The following is a 15,329-nucleotide window of genomic DNA, read 5'->3' as shown; positions in this document are numbered from 1 at the left end:
CTTGATTTTGCTGGGAATAAGACTTAAAATGAAATCGTTAACAACATTTTTTTGAGGAGAATTTATGGTTACAATCAAAGACATTGCGCGTGTCGCTGGTGTTTCCCACACTACAGTTTCCAGAGCGCTGAATGGAAACCCACTCATCAAGAAAAATACACGTGATAAGATTGAGAAAATCGCTGCAGAGTTAAATTATGTTCCGAATTACAGCGCAAAAAGCCTGGTAATGAAAAAATCTTATACCATTGGATTGTTCTTATCCAGTATTGATCAAGGAACATCGGCAAGTTTTCTCGTAGATGTGATTAAAGGAATTAACCATGTACTGAATGAGAACTACAACCTTACTGTAACCGGGATTGATAGCATTCAGAACCTGGATTCCATTCTACCACAACGTTTCGATGGTATTCTTGTTATGAGTCAAAGCGACGCGGATAATTCATTTATCTACCATGTTAAAAAAGTAGGTATTCCGTTAGTGGTTCTGAATCGTCAATTGGAAGATCCAAGTATTATGAATGTAGTCGCAAATGATCGTCAGGGTGTAAAAGAAGCTATGCATTATGCCATTTCTCAAGGACATCAAACATGTGCAATCATTGAAGGCAAGTCTGGTTTCAAGTCGTCCATGGAACGTAAACAAGGTTTCCTTGATAGTTTGCTTGCCCATAGCCTTTCACTAAACTCTAATTATTTCGTATCCGGTGATTACAGTATTGAAAGTGGCTATACAGGAATGTGTACCTTATTGGCTCTATCTGAACCACCAACTCTAGTGTTCTGTAGTAATGACGATATGGCGATTGGCGCTATGAATGCTTGCTTCGCCAAGCAAGTAGCTGTACCGACTGGGCTCTCCCTCATTGGATTTGATGATATTATGTTTGCCAAGTATACGAATCCCGCCCTTACAACAGTACATAGACCGATTGCCGACATTAGCGAGCTTGGTACTACAAAACTAATCGAACTAATGAACCAACCACAAACCAAGCCTGAGCAACTGTTTGTCCAAACTTCATTAATGGTTCGTCAAACCGTAGCAAAACTAACTAAAGAAATATGATTTATAGGTCTAGGAAGCTACCTATCAACAAAAGATTTATGATTCCTGATAAAAAAGAGCTTCTCTTTTTTATATAGTAAATTGTTCACGTGTGCATAAAAAAATAAACCCATAAAAGGAGATTAAAATTCATTATGACAACACAACTTTCTAGAGCCACCCACCCCGATTTGCCTAGCTTCCCTGAGCGTATGATCCAATTTGGAGAAGGAAACTTCATGCGTGCTTTCGTAGACTGGCAATTACAGCAAATGAACAACCAAGGACTTTTTAATGGGAGTGCGGTCTTAGTTCAACCAATCGAACAGGGTTTGAGTCATCTTTTAGCACAACAAGATAACCTTTATACCGTTTTTTTAAATGGCATTCTAAATCAGCAAACGGTTAATGACTCAGAGATTATTACCAGCGTTAGTCGGGTCATTAATCCATACTCCCAATATGAAGATTATTTAGCCTTAGCTGAAAATGACGAGTTAGAATTTATTACATCCAATACGACTGAAGCTGGGATTGCTTATAACCCGGATGACCGATTATCAGACGCGCCGCCGAAAAGTTTTCCCGCTAAATTAACAGCCCTTCTACATAAACGTTTCCAATTAGGGAAAAAAGGTTTCGTTATTATCCCTTGTGAATTAATCGACCGGAACGGCGAGAAATTACATCAAATTGTGAAGCAATACGCACAAGAATGGCAGTTGGGCGATGACTTCCTCCAATGGTTGGAAGCAGAGAATACCTTCTGTTGCAGCTTGGTAGACCGCATTGTTCCAGGTTACCCACGTGATAAAGCCAAAGAATTAGAAACAGAAATAGGATATAAAGACAATGTGATGGTTACGGCAGAACCTTTCCTCTTATGGGTCATTGAAGGTCCTGAATGGATTTCCGAACGGTTGCCTTTTACTAAAGCTGGGCTAAACGTTGTAGTAACAAATGATATGACACCTTACCGCGAACAAAAAGTTCATATTTTGAACGGTCCTCATACAGCTATGGTACCTCTTGCCCTATTGGCAGGTCTTGAAACGGTAGAAGATGTGATGAATGATGACTGTTTCTCCTCTTTCGTTAAGCAGTTAATGGAAGATGAATTGATCCCCATGCTAAATCTACCAAAGGAAGCATTACATACTTACGCTGAGGCAGTACAAGAACGATTCAAAAATCCTTTTATCCGTCATGAGTTAACATCAATCTCACTGAACAGCATATCCAAATTTAAAACTCGCCTGTTGCCGGTTTTACTTCGATATCAACAAGAAAACGCAGAACTTCCAAAACTTATGACCCTCTCATTTGCGGCTTTGTTGCTTAGCTATCGGGGAGATCGTCTGGAGCGTCAAGATAGTCCTGAAGTTCTAGCCATTTTCGATCAAGCATGGAGTAACCCGGCTTCGTTTATCAGCTCTATTCTTAAAGAAGAAAGCTTATGGGGCCAGGATTTATCGAAGGTTCCTCATTTAAGCGAGACCCTAGAGTCCAATCTAGCACAGCTAGAAGAATTAGGTAGCCGTGTAGCTTTACAAAAACTGGTTTAGGAAAGGAGACATTATGCAACAATTAATGAAAATGAACCCTCGCGACACTGTAGCGGTTGCCCTTCGTCCGATTCAAGCAGGTGAAGAACTTCATTTCGATGACCAAATGCTTCTTATACAACAAGACATTCCTCAAGGCCATAAAATTGCCTTAGTAGACTTTGCACCTGAAGCCATTATCACAAAATACGGTTATCCTATTGGGCATGCGACAGAGGCAATCCAAAGGGGCCAATGGGTTCACACTCATAACATAAAAACCAATTTAGCGGGTGAGGAAGAATACGAATATCTACCAGATATTCATCCTGTTATCTACCCCAAACGTGAGCTTACTTTTGACGGGTATCGTCGTGAAAATGGCAAAGTCGGCATTCGTAATGACCTGTATATTGTCCCAACGGTTGGTTGTGTAAATGGTATTGCAGAGCAAATGTTATCGACATTCAAAAGCCTTCATCCAGATCTAGGAGCCTTTGATAATATCACCGTTCTCAAACATCCCTACGGCTGCTCTCAATTGGGTGACGATCACCGTATGACCCGCAGTATCTTATTAGATGCTGTAAAGCATCCCAATGCTGGTGGTGTATTGGTCTTTGGCCTTGGTTGTGAGAACAATATCGTAACCGAGTTCCGTAACATGATGGGAGATTATGACGACAGCCGTGTGAAATTCCTAGTGGCACAAGAAGTTGGCGATGAAGTCGAAGCAGGTATGGCCTTATTAGAAGAGCTTTATGTTGCTGCACAAGATGATCATCGTGAGCCTATTCCTGTTAGTGAACTAAATGTAGGTTTGAAATGTGGCGGTTCGGATGGCTTTTCAGGCATTACAGCTAACCCACTCTTAGGTGCCTTCTCTGATTTTCTTATCTCGCAAGGCGGAACTTCGGTATTAACTGAAGTCCCTGAAATGTTTGGTGCGGAGAAAATGCTCATGGCACGTGCAGAAAATCGCGAAGTTTTTGAACAAACGGTCTCTTTAATCAATAATTTCAAACAATATTTCCTTTCTTACGGAGAACCCGTATACGAGAATCCTTCTCCCGGAAACAAGGCGGGCGGTATTAGTACGTTAGAAGACAAATCATTAGGCTGTACCCAAAAAGCCGGAACATCTCCTGTTGTTGACGTATTGCAATATGGTGAGAAGCTCCGCAAAAAAGGGCTTAGCCTATTGCAGGCACCAGGTAATGATCTTGTTGCCTCCTCTGCATTAGCTGCGTCAGATTGCCATCTCGTCTTATTTACTACAGGCCGTGGCACACCATTTGGTAGTTTCGTACCAACAGTAAAAATCGCTACGAATAATGATATTTTCGCCAACAAAAAGCATTGGATGGATTTTAACGCAGGTTCCCTCCTGGAGTCATCCATGGCTGAAGTGTTGGAACAATTTATTACTTACGTGGTTTCAGTTGCAAGTGGCCAGAAAACACGGAATGAACAAAATGATGTGCGCGAACTAGCTATTTTTAAAACAGGAGTTACTTTATAGCCTAACCTCATACCTTCATACCACAAACCAAAGGAGCAAAAGAAATGTTTTTAAATGATAATTTCTTGTTAACCACAGATATGGCCCAACAACTATTCCATGAACACGCCAAACATATGCCGATCATCGACTACCATTGTCACCTAGATCCTAAAGAAATCTATGAAAATAAGCCGTTCCAGAATTTAACCGCAGCATGGCTGTATGGTGATCACTACAAATGGCGGTTGATGCGGGCCAATGGCATTCCAGAATCCCACATTACAGGTGACGCTTCTGACTACGACAAATTTGTATCCTGGGCGAAAACCGTCCCGAAAATCATCGGTAACCCTTTATACAGTTGGACCCATCTGGAGCTTCGTCGTTTCTTTGGGATCAATGAACTGTTAAATGAAGAATCTGCACCAAGAATTTGGGAAGAAGTAAATCAGAAGTTAGCTACTGATCCATTTAAACGCCGCAATATTATCAAAAGTGCCAACGTTAAAATCATATGCACCACGGATGACCCTGCGGATGATTTGAGCTATCATCAAGCATTAAAGAAAGAAGAACAAGATTTCAAAGTACTGCCGACATTCCGTCCCGATAAAGCATTGAACATTGATGCCACAGGTTTCAAGGAATGGATTCAGAAACTAGAACAAGTTGTTGGCACTACTATCACTTCTTATAGTGAATTGGTGATGGCATTGAAGGCGCGGGTAGACTTCTTCCACGACAATGGTTGTCGCTTGTCTGACCATGCCCTAGATGTCTTGCGTTACCAAGCAAGTAATCTTCAATTGGTTGAGCGGGTTTTTGCTAAGAGGCTTGCTGGAGAGGACTTATCACAAGATGAAATTACGATGTATCGGACTGAACTTCTGTCTTCATTGATTGGGTTCTATTATGAGAAAGATTGGACCATGCAATTGCACTTGCATGCCTATCGAAACAACAATACGCCGATGTTCGAGAAATTAGGGCCTGATACGGGTTACGATGGTATCAATGATTTGTCGATCACAGAAGCGCTCTCCAAATTGTTAGACCAAGCTGAATGTCGGCAAGGCTTACCTAAGACCATCTTATATTCTTTGAATCCAAAGGATTATCCAGCGCTATTAGCGTTAATGGGCTGCTACCAGAAAGACACCCCCGGTAAAATTCAATTGGGATCCGGTTGGTGGTATAACGACACCCGTAGTGGAATGCGTCAGCAATTAACCATGTTTGCCGATAATAGCGTACTGAGTAATTTTGTCGGCATGTTAACGGACTCTCGCAGTTTTCTATCCTATACACGCCATGAGTATTTCCGCCGGGTTCTATGTGAATTGGTTGGTGAATGGGTAGAGCGTGGCGAAGCTCCGAATGACATCACCCTACTTGGGCAAATGGTGGATGACATTTCATATAATAACGCTTCAGAATACTTCGGGTTTAATTTATGTTAGAGATTTGTCCTAACAATGAGCGGATCGCACAGGAGGTTTCCCCCAAGGGAACCTCTTCCCTCTTTCTATATCCAGTTGCAACGCATGAAGCTCGCCCATTTATACTCGTATTACCTGGTGGTGGCTACCATCACCTAGCTTATCATGAAGGTGAACCTGTTGCTAAGTGGTTGAATAGTCTAGGAATTCATGCCGGTGTACTTAAATACCAAGTTGGAGATTTCGATGCCTCCTCCCAATTAACAGATGTAGAAGATGCCTTGAAATGGATTCGTCAAGCGCCCAAAGATTGGTGCGTAATCTCGCAACAAGTAGGTTTGGTGGGTTTTTCCGCAGGGGGACACTTGGCAGCCACTGTTGCCACTAAGGGAAATGAGAAACCGGACCTCCTCCTATTAAGTTATCCTGTGATTTCATTTCAAGATCCTTATGCCCATGAAGGAAGTCGGTGGCATTTTCTCGGAGAAGCTCCATCAGCAGAAGCGACACACGCATTCTCGGCACATGAGCAAGTGACATCTCAGACACCTCCTACCCTTATGTGGACAACGGCAGATGACGCTAGTGTTCCCGTAGAAAATAGTCTACTGTTCGCTTCTGCACTATCAGCGAAGAAAATCCCCTTCGAACTTCATGTCTTTGAAGCGGGACGTCATGGTCTAGGACTCGCTGATGAAAACCCTCATTGCCAGCAATGGGTTAGACTCGCGACAAATTGGCTTAAGAAACATCACTATGTTAAAGAGGAATGCAAAATGACACCTACACTGTTTATCGCTGGGGATTCCACTGCGGCTATAAAAGGTGCTGCCGAAAAACCTATGTCAGGTTGGGGAGAATACTTCCAAGCTTTTTTCGGGTCTTCCGTTCACGTGGATAATCGTGCTATCAACGGACGAAGTACCAAATCCTTTCTCGCGGAAGGTCGCTTAGCTAACATTGAGCAAGATTTCCAAGCTGGTGACTACCTGTTTATTCAATTTGGACACAATGACGAAAAGATAGAAGATCCCACTCGATATACCGATCCTGATCAAGACTATCGTCATAACTTAATTCGATTTATAGAATCCGCACGCATACGTGGTGGGATTCCAGTGTTATTAACATCCGTAAGTCGTCGCCGCTTTACTGCAGATGGGAATCTCGATCCTCTTGCTGTGGGGCCCTACCCTGCAGCTATGAGACAAGTCGCCGCCGAGACGGAAACACCGTTAATCGATATATTCGAAGCTTCACAACAGCTCTACCATACTTTAGGGGAACAAGAGTCTATGAAACTATTCATGCATTTACCTGAAAAAGTACATCCGAATTTTCCAAATGGCGTTGCCGATGACACACATTTTTCTGATATAGGAGCTCGGCAAATTGCTGGCCTAGTGGCTGAATCCATTAATCAATCTACTGCTTCTACTTTGTCGACTTTAAAACAACTTTTAAAAGGAGTTCGTGAACATGGCGCTAATTAAAGAGGTAATTATAGAATATTACCGCATCCCATTACCTGAAATTATGGAAGATGCAAAACATGGACTACATACTCATTTTGAAGTTCCCATTGTAAAAATCAAAACGGATGACGGCCGTGAAGGCGTAGGTTACACATATACAGGCGGATTCGGTGGCAAAGCCATCTGCTCACTGATCGCTAATGAGTTAACAGATATATTAATCGGTAAAGATGCCAGTTGTGTTGAAAGCATTTGGGATAAAATGAATTGGGGAATTCATTATGTGGCGCGTGGGGGTTTGGCAAGCTTTGCAATTGCAGCTTGTGATATCGCTCTCTGGGATTTACGGGCCAAGAAAGCTGGAGAACCACTCTATAAATTGCTTGGTGGCGCAAGCAATCGGGTCAAATGTTACGGCGGAGCGATTGATTTGAATTTCTCACTAGAGAAGTTGTTGAACAACAATCAAAAGTACCTAGACATGGGCCTAAAAGCCGTCAAAATTAAGCTAGGACAAAAAACATTAGCCGAAGATGTGAAACGAGTCGCTGCAGTACGCCAATTAATTGGTCCAGATGTGACGTTTATGGTCGACGCCAATATGAGTTGGAGTGTAGAAAAAGCAATTAAAGCAGGTCGTGAATTCCTGAAATACGATATTCTTTTCTTAGAAGAACCTACAATTCCAGAAGATTATGCTGGCTATGCTCGAATTGCAGAAGAATCTGGCATGGCTGTCGCAGGCGGAGAAAACTTACGGACATTGACTGAATTTCAACACATGTTGCAATACGGTCATGTAGATTTCCCACAACCAGATGCATCTAACGTGGGCGGAATCACGGGGTGGTTAAAAGTCGCTCACCTAACCCAGGCTTATAACGTTTCTGTATCCACTCATGGTATGCAAGAATTGCACGTTAGCTTACTTGCTGCTATGCCAAATGCAGGTTATCTGGAAATGCACAGCTTCCCCATTGATCAATACACCACACGACCGTTGGTTATAGACAAGGAAACAGGAATGGCTATTGCACCAGAAGTACCAGGCATTGGGGTTACTTTTGATTGGGATAAGCTAGCGCCTCACAAACAAGATTTTTAAAGAGGAGACATCGAACATGGCCCCCCCCTTTAATTTAGGAATCCGAGCCCATGATTTTGGGCAAATTCCATTGAACGATCTCATTGGGAAGTTACAACATTACAAACTTGCGAATATTCAATTTGCGGTAAAGAAATCTTTTCCCGAAAATGTACCCAGCCTGTCGGCATTAAGTCCGGGGACTGCTAGTTATTTCGGTAATGCATTTCGACAAGCAGGTATCCAAATTGCGGTTTTGGGTTGTTACGTCAACATTGTGGATCCCGATCCTATTAAACGAGCGCAAGCATTATCTGATTTCGGTACCCATCTTCGCTTAGCTAGAGACTTTGGCGCTAGTCTGGTTGGAACGGAGACAGGTACCAAGGGGCAAGGCTACACGCTGGACAACTTTACCGAAGACGCCTTTAAAGATGTCGTCACATCGCTCAAAGGTATGGTAGCTGAAGCCGAGCGATTTGGCGTGACAGTAGGGATTGAAGCAGGAAAGAATCATCCCCTTCACACGGTTTCATTGACACGTCGATTACTGGATGCCATTCCATCCAACAATCTTCAAGTCATCTTAGATTGCGCGAATCTCATGTCACCTGCAAATTATTTGCAGCAAGAGGATATCATTACGGAAGCGTTCGAACTCTTAGGGGACCGAATTGCCGTAATTCACTTAAAAGACTTTAAGGTTACGGATGGGAAAATTAAATTTGTCCCAGTTGGCCAAGGATATCTTCATTTTGAGCCAATTCTACGTTATATGAAATATCAGCGCCCTCATCTACAAGGGCTTCTGGAAAGTACAACTGAAGAGCATCTAGAAGCGAGTATCGCTTATTTAGAGTCAATCTACGATAACTTATAATTAATCAATGTTCAGCTTAATCCCCAGAAAAACTGCTAAGCACTTAGCAATCTATATGTTTAGCAGTTTTTTCGTTATAAAACCCCTTCTCTCATCTCTGGTAATTCTCATGAACCGCATGATTATTTCATTTTCAAATAGAGAAAAAACAGCATTTTAAAATTGAAATGAATTTATTGTGGACATATACAAATTTTGTATGTTAAATTAGTGGTGAGAGAATAACAATCTCTCATCTACATTTGAGGGTATAAGTAACTTGGTTGATTCAGTGGGCGACATGCACCTCTTGCATCTTCTAAATTACTTTTTATATTACCTGAAAGTTTAAGCGCTTACACTTTAGTTTAAGTGTGTCTCTTAGTTAAAGCGCTTTAACCCAAATGTAGTTATAAAACACTGAAAGGAGGCAGTGATAGCGTCTAAGGTTGTTAGAAAAAAATAAAAGGAGGAGTTATAATGTACATTTTAAAATCAAACAAACGTATGTTGAAATTGATTGGCCATGTTCTTCTCTGTCTAACAATGCTTGTGACACTACTGGGTGCTCTTACTCCATTTCAATCGAAAGCTCACGCTGCCGGCGAACTTAAACCATTTCCTCAACAAGTTACCTATCCAGGTATAATTAAACCTAATCACGTAACCCAGGCATCTATGAATAGCGCAGTTTCAAGTTATTATGACTATTGGAAAGGGAAATACTTGAAAAACGACTTAGTTTCCTTGCCTGGCGGATATTATGTAAAAGGTGAAATTACTGGTGATCCTGAAGATTACCCTCCTCTCGGAACTTCAGAAGGCCAAGGTTATGGAATGGTCATCACCGCCCTTATGGCAGGCTACGATTCGAATGCAAAAACAATCTATGACGGCCTATTCAAAACAGCAAGAGCCTTCAAAAGTTCGATTAATCCCAATCTAATGGGCTGGATTGTTGCGGATAACAGTGGTGCCCAAGGGCATTACGACTCAGCTACCGACGGTGATATAGACATCGCTTATTCCTTGATTCTCGCAGATCGTCAATGGGGATCGACAGGTACAATTAATTATTTACAAGAAGCCAAAAAAATGATCACCAACGGAATCAAAGTTAGCAATGTAACAACGAATAACAGGCTAAACCTGGGAGATTGGGATGGGAAAAGCACATACGATACTCGTCCTTCCGATTGGATGCTCTCCCATTTTAGAGCTTTCCACGAAGTTACAGGAGATCAAGTATGGTTAGATGTCATCAATAACTTGTACACCGTTTATGGTCAATTCTCAACCTCTTACTCATCTAGCACAGGTCTAATCTCTGACTTTGTTATTAACAATCCCCCTCAACCTGCTCCATCCGGTTTTTTGGAGGGTGATTATGATAACGAATATAACTACAATGCAAGCCGGGTTCCATTAAGAATTGTAATGGACTACGCTTTTTACGGAGACACTAGAGGCCGGGATATTGCTAACAAAATGGCAGTATGGATTAAAGGTAAGACAAGTGGCGTTCCAGGAAATATTAAAGACGGATATAAATTAAATGGTACGGCAAGAGGGTCATATGCTACAGCCGTTTTCGTATCACCGTTTATTTCAGCAGCAACAACAAACAGCGCACATCAAGCATGGGTGAATGCTGGTTGGGACTGGATGAAGAATAAGAAAGAGGGATATTTCAGCGATTCCTACAACTTGCTTAACATGCTCTTCATTTCAGGAAATTGGTGGATACCTACTGCTGGCGGCGGAACACCAACACCAGATACACAAGCCCCTACAGCTCCCACAAACTTGACTACAGCTGTAGTATCAAACAGCTCAATCAATTTAAGCTGGATAGCTTCAACAGATAATGTCGGGGTAACTGGATATCAAATTTCTCGCAATGGTGCTCCAGTTGGTACATCAACGGGTACTACTTTCAGTGACAATGGATTGACGGCATCCACCGCTTATAGTTATACAGTTAAAGCAGTTGATGCGGCTGGTAACTTTTCAGCAAATAGTAATACAGCGACCGCAACAACAAATGCAAACCCACCAACAAGCGTTAATCTTGCTCTTGGCAAAACGGCTGTAGCAAGCTCCATAGAAGGAACTGGATTTGAAGCTTCCAAAGCGACTGACGGCGTGTTGACGACGAGATGGGCTAGTAATGAAGGTAGCAATAACGAGTGGATTTATGTAGACCTGAGTGCCACCCAAAGCGTCTATCGCGTAAAATTAAACTGGGAAGATGCTTACGCTAAGGGCTATAAAATCCAAGTTTCCAATGATAAAACCACTTGGACAGATGCTTATACCACAACAACTGGCGATGGCGGAATTGACGATATTACGTTTACAGCCAAGAGCGGTAGATATGTAAGAGTACTTGGTATAACAAGAGGGACAACATATGGATATTCACTCTATGAATTTGAAGTATATGGTTCTTAATTGATAGCAAAAGAACGGAGAAGCGTGATTCACGCCTCTCCGTTCTTTTTGTGACGTCTGTAATGAAAGAGTCCCCTCTCTACTCTACCATCGAAGTTCGTTGCACTAAGTCCGACGCATATATGCACGTACAGTGATTGGAGCAAAGATTGCAACAATCACAGCCGCACCGATAAGGGAGATGACGAGATCCCAGCCCACGGTTCCATTGTTGGCCAGTTCCCGGACAGCAGTGACTAAGTGCGAGATCGGATTGATTTTAACGAACCATTGAAGCCAGTTGGGCATAGTATCGACCGGGACAAATGCGTTGGAAAGAAACGTGAGCGGAAACAGCACTATCATCGATATCCCCTGTACGCTTGACGCCGTGCGAGCAATAACCCCAAAGAAGGCAAAGATCCAACTAATAGCCCATGAGCAGAAAATTACTAGAATCGCGGCAATGGCGACGTTAGCTAGGCCACCCTCGGGACGATACCCCATAATATATCCCATGCTAAAAGTGAGAACTGTCGCTATCGTATACCGAACGGTATCTGCTAGCAAAGCCCCAGCGAGCGGTGCTATACGAGCGATAGGTAGCGACTTGAATCGATCAAACACACCTTTATCCATATCTTCGCGCAGTTGGATACCTGTAACGATTGAGGTCGTAATCACGGTCTGTACCAGAATGCCTGGAATGATGACGGGTAAGTAACTCGCGATGTCACCGGAGATGGCTCCACCAAAGATGTAGGTAAACATAAGGGTAAAGATGATGGGTTGAAGTGTAACATCGAACAATTGCTCAGGGGTACGCCGAATCTTCAATAGACCTCGATAGGCCATCGTCAAAGAGTGGCGGATCGCCTGACCGAAGCTCGTGTGATTTTTCAGTTGGCGATTAGCGCTCTGCTTCAAAGAACTGCTATTCATACTCTTGCCACCTCCACTTTACTTGATGGGTCGGATGTGAGTGGTGCATCTGCTTTCACCCCATGGCCCGTGATAGTTAGAAACACCTCATCCAGGGTCGGCTTCTGCACACTCATCTCAGACAAATGAATTCCTTCCGTTCGGAGGGCGATCAATAGGTCTGTGACCAAATCAGCGTTCGCCATCGGTGCCGTAATCTTTCCAGCTTCCAACGACACATTAGACTGTACCTTCAGCACCTGTTCAACGGTCCGACGGGCATCCTCGATTTGCTGCGGATTTTGAACACTCAAATGTAACGATGAGGTGCCTACGGATGATTTCAGTTCATCCGCTGTACCCTCGGCGACGACTCGACCGTAATCGATGACTGCAATCCGATCTGCTAGTTGATCTGCTTCTTCAAGGTATTGCGTTGTGAGCAGGACGGTTGATCCCGTATTCACCAGCCTGCGAATCGTATCCCACATCTGTGAACGCGTACGCGGATCTAGCCCCGTAGTCGGCTCATCCAGGAAAATAAGCGGTGGTTGAGCAATAAGGCTTGCCGCCAAATCCAATCTGCGGCGCATACCACCAGAGAAATTTTTAAGTGGACGTTTTGCGGCCTCCGTCAGTCCAAATTCCTCGAGTAAATCCGCTGCCTTTTTCCGTGCCTCCGCGCGCCCCAACCCGAGTAATCGAGAGAAGATGATCAGATTCTCAGTAGCACTAAGTGACTCGTCTACCGAAGCATACTGGCCGGTCACCCCGATCAATTGACGGACGATTTGCGACTCCTTCAGCACATCATGCCCGAATATTCGCGCCGAGCCTGCATCTGGTCGAAGCAAGGTCGCCAGCATTCGAATGGTGGTGGTCTTGCCTGCCCCATTCGGTCCAAGCACACCATAGATCGTTCCCGCACGCACATTCAAATTAACACCATCCACCGCACGGTTGTCACCAAATGTTTTGACGAGTCCGTATGCTTCCACAGCCAAATCACCATAGTTTGGCTCCATTCCTTTTCTGTTTATATAAGCCATTTCAATCCCTCCAATCAACCTTATTGATTATATTGAGATCGTAACAGGCATTTTTAAACTGAATGTAAATGGGACTGGGAGTTGATACAACACAACATTAATGTTGTAGACGGGAACCTCGCGCGTTATAATAAAAATAATCAGGTCGTGAAGTACACGCCGCTTCGATACTTTTGTATCGGGCGGCTTTTTTCTGTTTCCATACTATTAGAGGAGTGAGAGCTCGTGTCAAGCTTTGAGCAAAAATATGAGGAATGGATGCAAAACAATATAACAACAGCTAATTTTCGTAGGCGTGAATTGCTTGAGAAGGGTTTAGGTCATGGAAGTGTGGAATTTCTGCGGACCATTTGGTTTCCCACTGTTAAAAATTTCGATAATCTCTATCCTGAATGGGAGGTGCGTGATTTTCACAATGGATTTCGTTATGTAGACCTGGCCTATATGCCTGGAGGTATGAAAGGCGGAATAGAAATCCAAGGCTTTGGTCCCCATGCAAGAGATCTTGATGTAAAGCGCTTTAAGGATTTATGCTGGCGGCAGTGTTTACTGGCACTGGACGATTGGCTTCTCCTACCGATCGCCTATCTTTCCATCAAAGATGAACCTCAGCAATGTCAGCAGCTGATTCTTTCGTTTATCGGTAGATTCATCTCATCCGATTTACCTTGCCAAATGACCGCTCTTGAAGCTGAAACCCTTCGTTTTTCCAGGCGACTACTGCACCCCTTTACGCCACTGGAACTAGCAGAACATCTAAGAATCACAGAACGTTATGCCCGGCAACTTCTGCATAAGCTGGTTGATTTGGACCTTATAGAAGTAACTAACGGTAAAATCAGATATCGTGTCTATCGCTTACGGAACTAGCAGACCTTATTTCTTGAAAACTTGCCATAATTATTATGTAACGGAACTGAGCGATGCTATTTGCCGAAAACAAGCAGATTAATGCACCTAAGTTCCTCAATAACGTCGTACAGTTCCGTTAGAATAATAACATGCCTATTTACAGCCTATTAACGGCGCTCAGTTCCGTTAGAAGCAGCGTTATTTCTCAGAGTGTGCAGAGTGTGCAGAGTTCTCAGCATGAGCCTCAAATTCGTTATCATAATTATTCACACAAATCGCTGGTCCTCCACGAAACGGCATCCCTACCGTTTCTTATGGATGAATTGTCATAGTTCGAACCCCTGACCGATTTCCGCAAGCCATCCCCCCCCTTGAAAATGCGTTCCTTCATTAATAACTTTGAAAAGTTCATTCAGAATAGAACTTCTCATGACCTTAATCACATACTTAAAATTTCATTTGCATTAAAAAATTAGATTTGGTAGTATAACTGACGAACGTTCGTCAATATCGAGGTGAGTTTATTGAAAAGTAAAGAAATTAAAGACATCGCTTTGACGTGTTTTACAACTCATGGGTATGAGGGGGCATCTCTATCTCAAATTGCCGAGAAGGTCGGTATGAGAAAGCAGTCTCTTTATGCTCATTTCAAAGGAAAAGATGATCTTTTTCTGCAAGTTTTACAAGATGCCAAAGAGACGGAAATCACATCGAAACTAAAGTATTTAAGTAAAGTGGATACCCAAAATCCCAAAGCAGATTTATTAGGATATCTGCAATTGGTAATTGATTTGTTCCAAAAGAACGAGCAGTTAAAGTTTTGGTTGCGTATTTCTTTTTTTCCACCACCCCATCTAGCTGCAGCGATTGATGAGGAAGTAATCGATACGGAGAATAAGATTCAAACCGTGCTAGAACGCAAATTTCAAGATTGGATCGATGCCAAAGTCATCAAGGAAGATGTAGCCTCCATCCCTACTCTTGCCTTCTCAGGTGTAGTTGATTCGATCATGCTAGAGCTTGTTTATGGGAATAATGAAATACGTCTAAATGAGAAACTAAATGCCTCATGGACCGTATTTTGGAGAGGTATTTCACAGCTATGACTATACAAAGAG

At 42.9% G+C, this 15,329-nt stretch carries 12 protein-coding genes and 1 pseudogene; 11 read left to right on the top strand and 2 right to left on the bottom strand.

Annotation, left to right across the window (positions count from 1 at the left end):
• Positions 1-64 precede the first annotated feature (64 nt).
• The 9 genes and pseudogenes from NST85_RS09625 to NST85_RS09585 all read left to right on the top strand — a co-directional run bounded on the left by NST85_RS09625 (position 65) and on the right by NST85_RS09585 (position 11,410).
• On the top strand, positions 65-1,072 hold the full coding sequence (locus NST85_RS09625) for a LacI family DNA-binding transcriptional regulator (RefSeq protein ID WP_341189144.1): 1,008 nt from the start codon (positions 65-67) through the stop codon (positions 1,070-1,072).
• 134 nt (positions 1,073-1,206) lie between these two features.
• Positions 1,207-2,616 (top strand): tagaturonate reductase, encoded by a 1,410-nt coding sequence (locus NST85_RS09620; protein WP_341189143.1) that lies wholly within the window; start codon positions 1,207-1,209, stop codon positions 2,614-2,616.
• A gap of 13 nt (positions 2,617-2,629) precedes the next feature.
• Entirely contained in the window at positions 2,630-4,117 is a 1,488-nt protein-coding gene (locus NST85_RS09615) for a UxaA family hydrolase (RefSeq protein ID WP_127192638.1), read from the top strand.
• Between the two features lie 44 nt (positions 4,118-4,161).
• Entirely contained in the window at positions 4,162-5,559 is a 1,398-nt protein-coding gene (gene uxaC, locus NST85_RS09610; protein WP_341189142.1) for a glucuronate isomerase, read from the top strand.
• Positions 5,553-7,031 carry a prolyl oligopeptidase family serine peptidase gene (locus NST85_RS09605; protein WP_341189141.1) on the top strand — a complete coding sequence of 493 codons (1,479 nt, stop codon included), beginning with the start codon at positions 5,553-5,555 and terminating at the stop codon, positions 7,029-7,031. The genes uxaC and NST85_RS09605 overlap by 7 nt, the downstream gene beginning before the upstream one ends.
• Complete coding sequence (locus NST85_RS09600) at positions 7,018-8,118, top strand: mandelate racemase/muconate lactonizing enzyme family protein (protein WP_127192635.1); 1,101 nt, start codon at positions 7,018-7,020, stop codon at positions 8,116-8,118. The genes NST85_RS09605 and NST85_RS09600 overlap by 14 nt, the downstream gene beginning before the upstream one ends.
• A 16-nt stretch (positions 8,119-8,134) precedes the next feature.
• Positions 8,135-8,977, top strand: coding sequence for a sugar phosphate isomerase/epimerase family protein (locus NST85_RS09595; RefSeq protein WP_127192634.1), 843 nt, complete (start codon positions 8,135-8,137; stop codon positions 8,975-8,977).
• A gap of 525 nt (positions 8,978-9,502) precedes the next feature.
• Positions 9,503-10,705, top strand: a pseudogene (locus tag NST85_RS09590) (glycosyl hydrolase family 8); the annotation flags it as partial.
• A 57-nt stretch (positions 10,706-10,762) separates the two neighbouring features.
• Positions 10,763-11,410, top strand: coding sequence for a galactose-binding domain-containing protein (locus tag NST85_RS09585; protein WP_425464343.1), 648 nt, complete (start codon positions 10,763-10,765; stop codon positions 11,408-11,410).
• 105 nt (positions 11,411-11,515) lie between these two features.
• Here the strand turns inward: NST85_RS09585 and NST85_RS09580 are convergent, their stop codons facing one another.
• Positions 11,516-12,331, bottom strand: coding sequence for an ABC transporter permease (locus NST85_RS09580; protein WP_127192632.1), 816 nt, complete (start codon positions 12,329-12,331; stop codon positions 11,516-11,518).
• Positions 12,328-13,359, bottom strand: coding sequence for an ATP-binding cassette domain-containing protein (locus NST85_RS09575; protein WP_127192631.1), 1,032 nt, complete (start codon positions 13,357-13,359; stop codon positions 12,328-12,330). The genes NST85_RS09580 and NST85_RS09575 overlap by 4 nt, the downstream gene beginning before the upstream one ends.
• A 225-nt stretch (positions 13,360-13,584) precedes the next feature.
• Between NST85_RS09575 and NST85_RS09570 the strand changes: the two genes are divergently transcribed.
• Positions 13,585-14,229 (top strand): transcriptional regulator, encoded by a 645-nt coding sequence (locus NST85_RS09570; RefSeq protein ID WP_127192630.1) that lies wholly within the window; start codon positions 13,585-13,587, stop codon positions 14,227-14,229.
• Positions 14,230-14,735: 506 nt separating this feature from the next.
• Entirely contained in the window at positions 14,736-15,317 is a 582-nt protein-coding gene (locus NST85_RS09565) for a TetR/AcrR family transcriptional regulator (RefSeq protein WP_341189140.1), read from the top strand.
• Positions 15,318-15,329: the final 12 nt, after the last annotated feature.

The sequence above is a fragment of the Paenibacillus sp. FSL K6-2524 genome (genome assembly GCF_038005525.1).
Classification (GTDB): Bacteria; Bacillota; Bacilli; order Paenibacillales; family Paenibacillaceae; genus Fontibacillus; species Fontibacillus anaericanus.
Note: the sequence above shows the minus strand (reverse complement) of the source record. Positions and strands in the feature narration are given on the sequence as shown.

Excerpts from the sequence above, each read along its gene's own strand:
- NST85_RS09625 (WP_341189144.1), top strand. The coding sequence starts at position 65 with ATGGTTACAATCAAAGACATTGCGCGTGTCGCTGGTGTTTCCCACACT.
- NST85_RS09620 (WP_341189143.1), top strand. The coding sequence starts at position 1,207 with ATGACAACACAACTTTCTAGAGCCACCCACCCCGATTTGCCTAGCTTC.
- NST85_RS09615 (WP_127192638.1), top strand. The coding sequence starts at position 2,630 with ATGCAACAATTAATGAAAATGAACCCTCGCGACACTGTAGCGGTTGCC.
- uxaC (WP_341189142.1), top strand. The coding sequence starts at position 4,162 with ATGTTTTTAAATGATAATTTCTTGTTAACCACAGATATGGCCCAACAA.
- NST85_RS09605 (WP_341189141.1), top strand. The coding sequence starts at position 5,553 with ATGTTAGAGATTTGTCCTAACAATGAGCGGATCGCACAGGAGGTTTCC.
- NST85_RS09600 (WP_127192635.1), top strand. The coding sequence starts at position 7,018 with ATGGCGCTAATTAAAGAGGTAATTATAGAATATTACCGCATCCCATTA.
- NST85_RS09595 (WP_127192634.1), top strand. The coding sequence starts at position 8,135 with ATGGCCCCCCCCTTTAATTTAGGAATCCGAGCCCATGATTTTGGGCAA.
- NST85_RS09580 (WP_127192632.1), bottom strand. The coding sequence starts at position 12,331 with ATGAATAGCAGTTCTTTGAAGCAGAGCGCTAATCGCCAACTGAAAAAT.
- NST85_RS09575 (WP_127192631.1), bottom strand. The coding sequence starts at position 13,359 with ATGGCTTATATAAACAGAAAAGGAATGGAGCCAAACTATGGTGATTTG.